Raw genomic sequence first — 10,535 nt, forward strand, 5'->3', positions numbered from 1 at the left:
GAAGCGACCGATTATACGGGCCGCGCGGGGCGATCGCGGGCAGCGCTCAAGTCCTTACGCGAACGAGTAGAAGACGCGGAACGCGACCTTGCGCTCGGCCCAGAATTCGGCCGCTTCGCGGAACACGTCGAGCAACGTCTCGCGACCTTCCTTGTCGAACTTTTGTGCAATCGGCAGTGCCTCGAGCACGATCACGAAGCCTGGCTGGGGACCGGCCTTGTGAACGAGATCGGTGAGACAGTCGTAAAGCGCGTCGTAGTTCTTGCCGAAATGCTTCGGAAAGAAAAAGGACGTGGAAATCGTCTCGAGCACTTCCTGCTTCGAGTTCGCGTTGCCGCAATAGGCATAGAGGAAATGCTCGCCGAGCCGGTTCGCTTCGTCGGCGAGATCCTGCACGCGAAACGCGCGGATCGACTGGACGATATTCGGCCGCACCGTCGAGAACAGGCTCATAGGCTCCTCGCTCGATGAACGCCCGGGCTGCGGATCGTTGTTGCACGGACCGTTCTCGCCCGTGCGCATCTGCATGACGCGCTGAAAAAGGTTGCCGTCGTGGGCCGCGAAAAGATCCGTCGCGACCGTGGCGTCGTACGCGTAGATGTTGTCGCTCATGCCGTTCATCCCGATGTCATTCAATGATGCGTTTAAAACTGGTGTAGTGGTCGTCCGAATAAAAGCAGTTGTCGATCTGCCTCGGCGGCCCCCCGCAGACTATGCGGCGAGCGCCTCGAGTCCTGGTCCCAGGTGTCCGAACCGTGTACTCGTGGTAATAGCCGCGCGACCGCCGCGGCAGCAACCGTTCGAAGTTGCCGAAAACGACGCCATCCTTTGAGAACCGATAAGGCCCGCCGACTGAGATCGACTTCAATGTGTCGCGCGCCTCGCGCGGCAACTCCGGCAACGCGACCGTCGGGCCTGTCCAATCCGCTGCAGCGGGCGCCGCGGCGACCGATTCGCGCGCGAGCGCGGCGCCGCCGGGCGGCAGTACCGATCCCAGACTGAGCGCGAGCGCAATTGCCGCGACGAAACCCGCGTGACTGCTACGCGCGCGCGAGTGCTCCCCACTGGCGGCGCCCGGTTGTGCGCTCATCGGCCGGCTGACCCCGTTTTCGACTGGACGGATAAACCACGAAAAACGCAAGGTTATCCCTAACAGCCCGCGGAAGCAATCTTTGTTAGGAAAATGAAGGATTTACGTGAAAGGGTCGAATGAGTTCCGGCCGCATTTGCGACCTTTTGCGTGAAATTTTATCCTGAACAGGCGATTTTTTATCCTGTTTACGATAAGCTAACAAATGACGGTTCCGGCGGCCCCGGGTCTTTGCCTCCCCGCGGGTCGAGCGGTACGGAGCCGTCGTTTCACGCTTTAAGGGCCGTTTCTCTCTCTTTTCGCCCTCGGCGTGCCCATTGCGGGCACGCCGTTTTTTTGCCTGCTTCGTTTTTTCGTCGCAGCCTGCTCGTTTCTGCTTATCGCACCGCGTTCGCGTCCGCCACGAGCAAAGCCGTCATGTTGACGATGCGCCGCACCGTCGCGGACGCGGTCAGCACATGCACGGGCTTGGCCGCACCGAGCAGGATAGGGCCGATCGCGATGTTATTGCCCGCCGCCGTCTTGAGCAGGTTGTACGAAATGTTGGCTGCGTCGATGTTCGGCAGCACGAGCAGGTTCGCATCGCCTTCGAGCGTCGATTCGGGCAGCACTTCCTTGCGCAGATTCGCATCGAGCGCCACATCGCCGTGCATCTCGCCGTCCACTTGCAGCTCCGGTGCGCGCTCCTTGAGCAGCGCAAGCGTATCGCGCATCTTTTGCGCCGACGGCGCGTGGCTCGTGCCGAAGTTCGAATGCGAGACGAGCGCCACCTTCGGCTCGATGCCGAAGCGCCGCACCTCCTCGGCTGCCATGATGGTGATTTCGGCGAGCTGTTCTGGCGTCGGGTCCACGTTCACATGCGTGTCGACGAGGAAGATCTGCCGACCCGGCAGCACGAGTGCATTCATTGCTGCATAGACGCTGCAGCCGGCGCGCTTGCCAATCACCTGGTCGATGAAGTGCAGGTGCCGGTGCGTCGTGCTGATCGTCCCGCAGATCATGCCGTCCGCTTCGCCCTTGGCGAGCAGCATCGAGCCGATCAGCGTGGTGCGGCGGCGCATCTCGAGCTTCGCCATCTGGTGGCTGATGCCTTTGCGCGCCATCATTTGCGCATAGTTCTGCCAGAACTCGCGGTAACGTTCGTCGTGCTCGGTATTGACCACCGTGTAGTCCACGCCCGCGGTCAAACGAAGGCCGTAGCGTTCGATACGACTCTCGATGACGGACGGCCGGCCGATCAATATCGGCTTGGCCAGCTTTTCGTCGACGGCGATCTGCACCGCGCGCAGTACGCGCTCCTCTTCCCCTTCGGCGAACACGACACGCTTTTTGCTGTCCGCCACGCTACGCGCCTGTTGGAAGATCGGCTTCATCGTCGTACCGCTGTGGTAGACGAACTGCTGCAGATGCTGCTTGTACGCCTCCATGTCCTCGATCGGGCGCGTCGCCACGCCGGAATCCATCGCGGCCTGGGCCACCGCGGGAGCGATCTTGACGATGAGGCGCGGGTCGAATGGCTTCGGAATCAGATACTCGGGGCCGAACGAGAGATCCTGAATGCCGTACGCCGTCGCGACGATGTCGCTTTGCTCCTGGCGGGCCAGCTCGGCAATCGCGTTGACGGCGGCAATCTCCATCTCGCGCGTGACCGTCGTCGCCCCCGCATCGAGCGCTCCCCGGAAAATGAAAGGGAAGCAGAGGACGTTGTTGACCTGGTTCGGATAGTCGGTGCGGCCGGTGGCGAGCACCGCGTCGGGCCGCACTTCGAGCGCGACTTCGGGCAGGATTTCGGGCGTCGGGTTCGCGAGCGCGAGGATCAGCGGCTTTGCTGCCATGGCCTTGGCCATCTCGGGCTTGAGCACACCGCCGGCCGACAGTCCCAGGAAGATATCGGCACCTTCGATGACTTCCGCGAGCGTGCGCGCACTCGTTTCACGCGCAAAGCGCTCCTTGTCCGGATCCATGAGTTCGGTGCGGCCCTTGTAGACCACGCCGGCCAGATCCGTAACGAAGATGTTCTCGAGCGACATGCCGAGATCGACGAGCAAATCGAGGCAAGCCAGCGCAGCTGCGCCGGCACCCGAGGCGACGAGCTTCACCTTGCCGATGTCCTTGCCGACGACCTTCAGACCGTTGGTCACGGCCGCCGCCACGACGATCGCCGTGCCATGCTGATCGTCGTGAAAGACCGGGATCTTCATGCGCTTGCGACATTCGCGTTCGACGATGAAGCAATCCGGTGCCTTGATATCCTCGAGGTTGATGCCGCCGAACGTCGGCTCGAGCGCCGCGACGACATCGACGAGCTTATGCGGATCGGTCTCGTTGATTTCGATGTCGAATACGTCGATGCCGGCGAACTTCTTGAAGAGGACCGCCTTGCCCTCCATGACGGGTTTCGATGCGAGCGGACCGATGTTGCCGAGCCCGAGCACCGCCGTGCCGTTCGTGACCACACCGACGAGATTGCTGCGTGCGGTGAAGCGTGCCGCGTTGAGCGGGTTTTCGACGATTTCCTCGCAGGCAAAGGCCACGCCAGGCGAATACGCCAGCGCCAGATCGCGCTGGTTGATCATCTGCTTGGTGGGGGCAATGGCGATTTTGCCGGGGGACGGGAATTCGTGATAATCGAGCGCGGCTTCGCGCAACTTCGTCTTGGTGGGGCTGGTCGACATGAGGGAAAAGTCCAGGCTACAGTGCTGATTTGGAATCGGAATTCGACGCATTGTAGCGCCAATCCGAGGCCATTCCCCGAACGGGCGGCAGGCGCAATGACCGCCCGAACCCGGCTTCACGCCGCTCGTTGCGGATGCGTTTGCCCGACGACGCCGCATTTTATCGACCACTTCGCTGCCGATCGTACCGATTCCATGCCGCTTTCCGAGTTTTCCCTCATCGAACGATTTTTCGCCAGCCGGGCACGCCGCAGCGCGGCTACGGCGGAACTTGGCATCGGCGACGATTGCGCGCTGATTGCGCCGCGCGCCGATCAACTGCTGGCCATCTCGACCGACATGCTCGTCGAGGGCCGTCATTTCCTCCCCGATGTCGATCCGCGCTCACTGGGCCACAAGGCGCTCGCCGTGAATCTGTCGGATCTTGCGGCAATGGGCGCGAAGCCGCGGGCGTTCACGCTCGCGCTCGCACTCGAAACGCCTGACGAAACATGGCTCGCGGCCCTCGCCGACGGCATGTTCGCGCTGGCCGAGCGCTTCGGTTGCGAGCTCATCGGCGGCGACACGACGCGCGGGCCCTTGAATCTTTGCATCACCGTGTTCGGCGATGTGCCGCGCGAACGTGCGCTGCGCCGCGACGGCGCGCGGCCCGGTGACGACATCTGGGTCTCCGGCACGCTCGGCGATGCGCGTGCGGGATTGGGCCTCGTGCGTGGCGAATGGAGCGCGAGCCTCTTCGATGCGAAGGAAGCAGCTCGCCTGCGCGATGCACTCGAGCGCCCGGAAGCGCGCATCGAATTGGGGCTTGCGCTGGGAGGCGTCGCACACGCGGCGCTCGATATATCGGATGGGCTCGCCGGCGATCTCATGCATATTCTCGAACGCTCGCGCGTGAAAGCGCAGGTCGAGGTCGAGGCGCTGCCCCGCTCCCCTGCGCTGCGCAAGCTCGCCGCCGCGGACCAGTTGCGGTGCGCGATCGCGGGCGGCGACGATTACGAGCTGTGCTTCACGGCTGCCCCCGAAAATCGCGACGCCGTCATCGCAGCGGGCGCGCGTGCAGGCGTGCCAGTCTCGCGCATCGGTACAATAACCACCTTACTCGCTCCTTCGGAGGCACCGGCAATTGTATGGCTCGACGCGTCGCATGCGCCGCTCGATCTGAAGTTGCAGGGTTTCGATCATTTCAATGCAGCATGATCCCATGATTGGCGACGGCATCGCACACCGCCCTCCTCCCGATTCGCGCGCGCGGCGCGCGACAGTGCAGTTCATGTTGTCGCATCCGCTTCACGTGATTTCGCTCGGCTTTGGCAGCGGCTTGTCGCCGCTCATGCCTGGCACGTTCGGCACCTTGTTCGCCTGGCTCTCGTTCGCGGCGCTGGCGGGCCGGCTGACCGTCGCTGAGTGGGGCGCGCTGATCGCCGTCGGCTTCGTTGCGGGCGTCGGCATCACCGGCTTCACGGCAAAAAGGCTCGGCATCGACGATCCTTCTCCCGTCGTCTGGGATGAGATCGTCGCCTTTTGGCTCGTGCTGCTCTTCGTGACCCCAGAGACGTTCATGGGGCAACTCGGCGCATTCGTCATCTTTCGTTTCTTCGACATGGTGAAACCGCCGCCGATCCGTTACTTCGATCGGCACTTCTCGGGCGGCTTCGGCATCATGATCGACGATCTGGTCGCAGCGTTTCTGACGCTGCTCGTCATCGCCCTTTGGCGTATGACGATCTGAACCGTTGAGCGGGAAGACAACCATGGCCACCGATTCCGTTGTGCACCAACTCGCCGTCCGCGTCGGTAACAAGCTGCGCGAGACGCGGCTCATGTTGACGACCGCGGAGTCCTGCACGGGCGGCATGGTCGCCGCGGCGATCACCGATATCTCGGGCAGCAGCGGATGGTTCGAGCGCGGGTTCGTGACTTACTCGAATCAGGCGAAAACCGAAATGATCGGCGTGCCGGCCGAACTCATCGACAAGCATGGCGCGGTGAGCGAACCCGTTGCCCGAGCGATGGCCGAAGGCGCGCTGCGCAATAGCCGCGCGCAGGTATCGCTCGCGATCACCGGTGTGGCCGGCCCCGGTGGAGGCACGGAAACGAAGCCGGTCGGCATGGTCTCGTTTGCGTGGAGCAATCGCCTTCATACGTCGTGCGAGACCGTCACGTTCAAGGGCGATCGCGAGCAAATCCGGGTTCAGGCTGCGGCGCATGCATTGCGTGGCTTGCTTGCGCTCATCGACGAGAACGAGCGGTAGCTGACGGACGACACACGTTAACCGGTTTCGGCGCCCTGTTCCGATCGAGCGATCGACAATGCGTTCAGCGTGTAACGCATGTCTGAACGGTCGATCTGCGACGGACGTGTCGCCAGGAAGGCATCGTAGCCGACGCGGCCGTTCGAACCGAGGCGAAGCGGCTGGACTTCGTCCCGTTTCAGTACCGGCCGTACCTCGGCTTCGAGCGTGATGCCGATCAGCAAATGCAGCAGGCGTTTCAGCACGAACATGCTTGCGGAATTGGGCAGGAATTCCTCGTATTGGCTTGCCGATAGCGGCCCAAGGACGAGACGGATACGAGCGTGACGCATCCAGATGTGTTCGCCGAGCATTGCCGTCGAACCGAGAGCCATGTTGCCGATTCCAGTGCTCGATTGCTTGTCAGGTGGAATTCGGTACTTGTGGCCGATGAACTGCTCGATCTGGATCGGTATGCCAAAGTGTTCGGACAACGTGCGTCGCAGGTACACGACCGATACCGGGCGGTGGCGGACTGCCGCACTGTGTCCGGCGACGGTGTCGTCTGCGAGCGCGCCGGGCTCCTCGCGCAACGCCTCGCGGCAGCTGGGGTCGGCTATGCCGGCCAGGGCCTGCAGGATCGGGAGATAACGCTCGTTTCGATCGAGCTCGTAGTGCAGCGGCAGGCGGTACTTCTTCCACGCTGCGTAAAAGAGCGCCGTCGAGCGATTCGAAAAGATATCGAAAAAAGCTTGCGAGGCGCGGTCGGGATGCGACTGGTCGCCACTGGCGATTTGCTCGGTGTAGCGCAGGGGCAATGCGCCTTGACCGCCAAGCAGTCCGAAGAATGCTGGCGTCAAGTCCACCTTTGAAATCTTGCCGGCCAACATGGCACCGAGGCGCGTCGCTTTATCGGTTAGATCTTCGCCGGCCTCGTCGAACGATGACGCTTGCTCTATCTCGCTGGGTGGAAACGTCGTCGTGAGCGTGGTGCGGAAAGCAATGCGATAAGGCACAACGTGGCGCGGCTGGGCTCCGCCGTGCTCGGTGAACCAGCGTTCGAGCAGGCGCACTGCCTGGACGAATTGAAACCGATAGGGCTCATCGAGCAAACGCTCGAGAACGCGAGGATTTTCAAGCCAGAAGGACATGGTGGCGCTGTTGGGTGTCAGCCGATCGAGCATTCGGCGTTGGGGTTCGCCTTGACGTAGTTGTTGCCGCACGGGCACTGGACAGGATCGCCGTCGCGAACCGAGGCGCGGCCATCTTCGTCCATATCCGTGCCCGTTCCTCGGATTGGGTGCTCGCCGGGGCAGTTGCCGCACGTCGCCATCTCCCGGTCGAGCGCGATGCGCCGGTCGCCGTCGAACATGGTCGATGCCGTTGCGATGACCTTGCCGCCAGTGGTGGTCGGGTCATCGTGGCAGACAAATGCTTTGCTCATAAAGTCAGGTCCGTGTTATTCGGTCAGGCCAACAGATCAAAAATGCGTAGCGTTAGCGTGCGTGGGAACAAATTAAATTCTCTCGGCCTCGCTGCGGAGCAACCATATGTCGTGAAACCGACAATACGCTCGAGTGAATCAGGAAATCACTTCATCACAACCGATCTTAAAATATCCTTCGCTTGCTCGATCGCCCTCGATCTCGATCTATGAAACGATTTTGGCCCAATCCAATAAGTTATGGATAATGTCTTATTCGGACTACCCATAACCAGTTCGTAGCAACCACCTCCATAAGCCGAGGCTCCTTCGTTATCGGTTGCCGGGCAGGCCGGAAATGCCTCGTACACAACGTCGCCCGGTGCAACGACTTGTTTTTTGACACTCGTCGTCGAGCTAAAAAGCACTAACGATCCACCGTCATCGAACCAATAAGGTTTCACTGCTCCACTATCCAAGCCACAACGGTCAAGCCCGCCCTTGCATACCGTCAGCGTATCTTCGGCGTCCGAGTCTCTCACCTTCAGGTAGTACGTATAGAACCCTTCATCCGCTACATCTCCAAATCGAACACTGGAATAATGACTTGACGGATAGGAAAACAGCACGCGCCCATCGGAAAACGTTCTTCGTGCCCCCTGGGCATACCCCGTCGCGCAATTTATACAGATAACGATGCAAGTTAAAAAGGAAACTGATCGATTAATCACACGCATCAATTATCTCCAAAAACCCCAAAAAGCCGCAAGGTGTGGTAAATTCTGTTCTCCAATCCGTTGAGTGCGCCGTTGATTGCTCTGGTAACCCTCTCAACGACTTGCTCACTCACACCTTCGTCCGCATGGACATTTATCGTACTCTTAGGGTGTGGCAAACCTCGATTTGGACCAGCCTCCCAATACCACACCCCCGCATCTATCGCATTATAAGGAACTGCAAGAATGATATCTGGGGCCGCGATATTCGGCCTAACAGGATGCGGATGCCTCCACCAAGACGGTGTGAACGCGTTTCTCGCCAGCCACCCCCTATACACCCAATATTCTACATAGTTATATTTTCCTGTTAGCTGCTTCATGCCTCTTCCGCGGAATTTATATCCATCGCCAGGAAGGTCATTTCCATTAACACGCGCATAGAGAGAATTACAGGAAGCCTCGCTTCTGTGTTCCTCCATCCACACAAGCGTCCTCGACTCCTCCGCCCCTTGGCCCAAAAAATGCGAGATGCGCATTGGGTTCTTGGTAATCGAATGCTTTTCCATGAGTCGATTCAGGGCGACCCTGTACCGATCGCGCATATCATCCGACACAACATTTGGGGCCTGACGAATGCGCCCGCCGGAGCGTCCAACATAAGTATTTGGATAAACTCTCTCCAGTTCGCCAGACGAAAGCCAACGACAATTCCTCATTTGCTTTATGAATGCAGTCACCGGAAGATGCCAACACCGGTTAGATGGCGGTAGATCGACATCGATAATATCCTCCCAGAAGCCCAGAGCGTGTGCATGACTGATCAGCGTCGAGAAGGTCGCATCCGACAGCGGATTACTCAACGCTTCGTGCGGGCTTTTTAACCACCAGTACCGCTCCGATAGCCCGTCCCCGCACCATTCGCTGGGAAACTTGCAAACGGCGTGAGAAAGACGTTGTTTAACCGCATCAGCGCTCAATGCCGCTACCGCTTCAGCATGGGTGACATGTCCAGAGTTGTTCACATCTAGCCACTGCCTCACCCTCGGTGAGTCGCACAAACTGTCGCGAGTCGAGTCGTCCTCGATGAAGCTCCAACCGGCCCACTCAGGGAAATCCGCATCGCTATAGACACGCACGCAAGGCATGGACAGGTTGATCCACCCGTCGCCATCCGGCGTCCTTACGTTCCTCCAGTGATTGAACCGCGCACCGCTGGCAAGCTGATCGTTGATGCAGCGCCCAAAGCGAATCATTTCAAATATGGCGCTTGGCGAGGGTGCCGTCACGTTCGCGCCAATGCCCGAGAGACTGCCGTCGTTATAACGGCCGGCCAGCGCCGTAGCTCGTTTATATAGGTTGTATTCCGCCTCGTTCTCGGCAGGCATTACACCGAAAGGGGACCAGCTCCCATCGGCGTCCTGAATGTAGGTCGTCAGCGTGCAGTTTTTTTCGTAATGCATGCGGACCACAAGATCGCAGCTAGTTCCCGCTTCGACAAGGGAACCTTGCAAGTGAAGTCCCCCTACAGCGGCAGCGCTATCGTCATCCCGGTAAGGATGGGGTTCGTTGGCGAAGAGCTTGGCGCCTCGCGGAATGAAAAACCAGATGTCCCCATAGACTGCGTCTGTCCGCCCGGTTTGGCCAACCGGTCCAGGCTCGCGTCCAATCATCTTCTTTAGATTCGCCTCGTCGCATACAATTTCGAAGTGGATCTGAGGGAACTGACCGTAGATCTGGCCAGGGGTGCCCAGGATATCCTTGCGATAGACCTTTTTGCCGACAGACAGCGTTGGGATCACGTTTTGCAGGTGGATATAAATCGAATAAAACGTGATCTTTGCATTGTCGCCTTCGCCGATCTCGGTGTCATGCCGAATCACGACACAGCCATCGTCCGTACGCGCGCCTCGGTATTGAAGTGCTGGATTCTTGGTTGTATCGGTTGCGCGCACATGAACGATCTTGCCGTCCGCGATCGCCTGCCGCGCGTCAAACAAGATGAGAGCAGCGCGTCAATCAGGATGAGAGTACTGGCGTGGCGGCAGCGGTGAAGGGCGTAGCCCGGAACCGCTGCCGCCACGCCGCGCCGAGCAGTCCCCCGTCATCGGGGTGCCTTGTCGGTGGTCGCGGTAAATCGGGTATGAACAGTCTTCCATGTCAAGGGAGGCTGCAGTGCCCGGCCGACACATCAACGACCATCAGATGAGGCTCTACATGAAGTACAGACTCAAGGAAGGGGCGCCTGCAGCGGCTGCGCGCGCCGGGTTCAGCGCCGCCACTGCCTATCGCATCGAACAGGACCAGCGACTGCCATCGCAGAAGAAGGCCCCGCGCGGGCGTCGCCGTCCCGATCCCCTGGCCGCGATCTTTGACACCGAGATCGTCCCGCTGCTTCAG

At 60.2% G+C, this 10,535-nt stretch carries 10 protein-coding genes and 1 pseudogene; 4 read left to right on the forward strand and 7 right to left on the reverse strand.

Translation table 11 applies throughout. From position 1 onward, the window contains the following. Positions 1 to 54 precede the first annotated feature (54 nt). The 3 genes from GWC77_RS02680 to GWC77_RS02690 all read right to left on the reverse strand — a co-directional run bounded on the left by GWC77_RS02680 (position 55) and on the right by GWC77_RS02690 (position 3,765). Positions 55 to 612: a barstar family protein gene (locus GWC77_RS02680; protein ID WP_173255311.1), complete on the reverse strand. Its 558-nt coding sequence runs from the start codon at positions 610 to 612 to the stop codon at positions 55 to 57. A 16-nt stretch (positions 613 to 628) separates the two neighbouring features. Next, positions 629 to 1,090: a ribonuclease gene (locus GWC77_RS02685; RefSeq protein WP_173255312.1), complete on the reverse strand. Its 462-nt coding sequence runs from the start codon at positions 1,088 to 1,090 to the stop codon at positions 629 to 631. Between the two features lie 377 nt (positions 1,091 to 1,467). Then, positions 1,468 to 3,765, reverse strand: a complete 2,298-nt coding sequence (locus tag GWC77_RS02690; protein WP_173255313.1) for an NADP-dependent malic enzyme — start codon at positions 3,763 to 3,765, stop codon at positions 1,468 to 1,470. 195 nt (positions 3,766 to 3,960) lie between these two features. Between GWC77_RS02690 and thiL the strand changes: the two genes are divergently transcribed. The 3 genes from thiL to GWC77_RS02705 are packed head-to-tail and all read left to right on the forward strand — an operon-like array spanning position 3,961 to position 6,017. Continuing rightward, positions 3,961 to 4,962 carry a thiamine-phosphate kinase gene (gene thiL, locus GWC77_RS02695; protein ID WP_173255314.1) on the forward strand — a complete coding sequence of 334 codons (1,002 nt, stop codon included), beginning with the start codon at positions 3,961 to 3,963 and terminating at the stop codon, positions 4,960 to 4,962. Between the two features lie 4 nt (positions 4,963 to 4,966). Continuing rightward, the gene (locus tag GWC77_RS02700; protein ID WP_254366736.1) at positions 4,967 to 5,494 is read left to right on the forward strand and encodes a phosphatidylglycerophosphatase A; all 528 of its coding nucleotides are present in this window, start codon (positions 4,967 to 4,969) and stop codon (positions 5,492 to 5,494) included. A gap of 22 nt (positions 5,495 to 5,516) precedes the next feature. Beyond that, entirely contained in the window at positions 5,517 to 6,017 is a 501-nt protein-coding gene (locus GWC77_RS02705; RefSeq protein ID WP_173255316.1) for a CinA family protein, read from the forward strand. Positions 6,018 to 6,034: 17 nt separating this feature from the next. Here the strand turns inward: GWC77_RS02705 and tssG are convergent, their stop codons facing one another. The 4 genes from tssG to GWC77_RS02725 form a co-directional block, all read right to left on the reverse strand. After that, positions 6,035 to 7,147: a type VI secretion system baseplate subunit TssG gene (gene tssG / locus GWC77_RS02710; protein WP_173255317.1), complete on the reverse strand. Its 1,113-nt coding sequence runs from the start codon at positions 7,145 to 7,147 to the stop codon at positions 6,035 to 6,037. 17 nt (positions 7,148 to 7,164) lie between these two features. Next, entirely contained in the window at positions 7,165 to 7,440 is a 276-nt protein-coding gene (locus GWC77_RS02715; protein WP_173255318.1) for a PAAR domain-containing protein, read from the reverse strand. Positions 7,441 to 7,586: 146 nt separating this feature from the next. Continuing rightward, the gene (locus GWC77_RS02720; RefSeq protein WP_173255319.1) at positions 7,587 to 8,048 is read right to left on the reverse strand and encodes a hypothetical protein; all 462 of its coding nucleotides are present in this window, start codon (positions 8,046 to 8,048) and stop codon (positions 7,587 to 7,589) included. Positions 8,049 to 8,155: 107 nt separating this feature from the next. Continuing rightward, positions 8,156 to 10,135 (reverse strand): M23 family metallopeptidase, encoded by a 1,980-nt coding sequence (locus GWC77_RS02725; RefSeq protein ID WP_173255320.1) that lies wholly within the window; start codon positions 10,133 to 10,135, stop codon positions 8,156 to 8,158. Positions 10,136 to 10,340: 205 nt separating this feature from the next. On the opposite strand from GWC77_RS02725, the pseudogene GWC77_RS02730 reads away from it, so the two are divergent. After that, positions 10,341 to 10,535: pseudogene (locus GWC77_RS02730) on the forward strand (IS21 family transposase); the annotation flags it as partial.

It is taken from the genome of Paraburkholderia sp. NMBU_R16 (genome assembly GCF_013282575.1).
Classification (GTDB): Bacteria; Pseudomonadota; Gammaproteobacteria; order Burkholderiales; family Burkholderiaceae; genus Trinickia.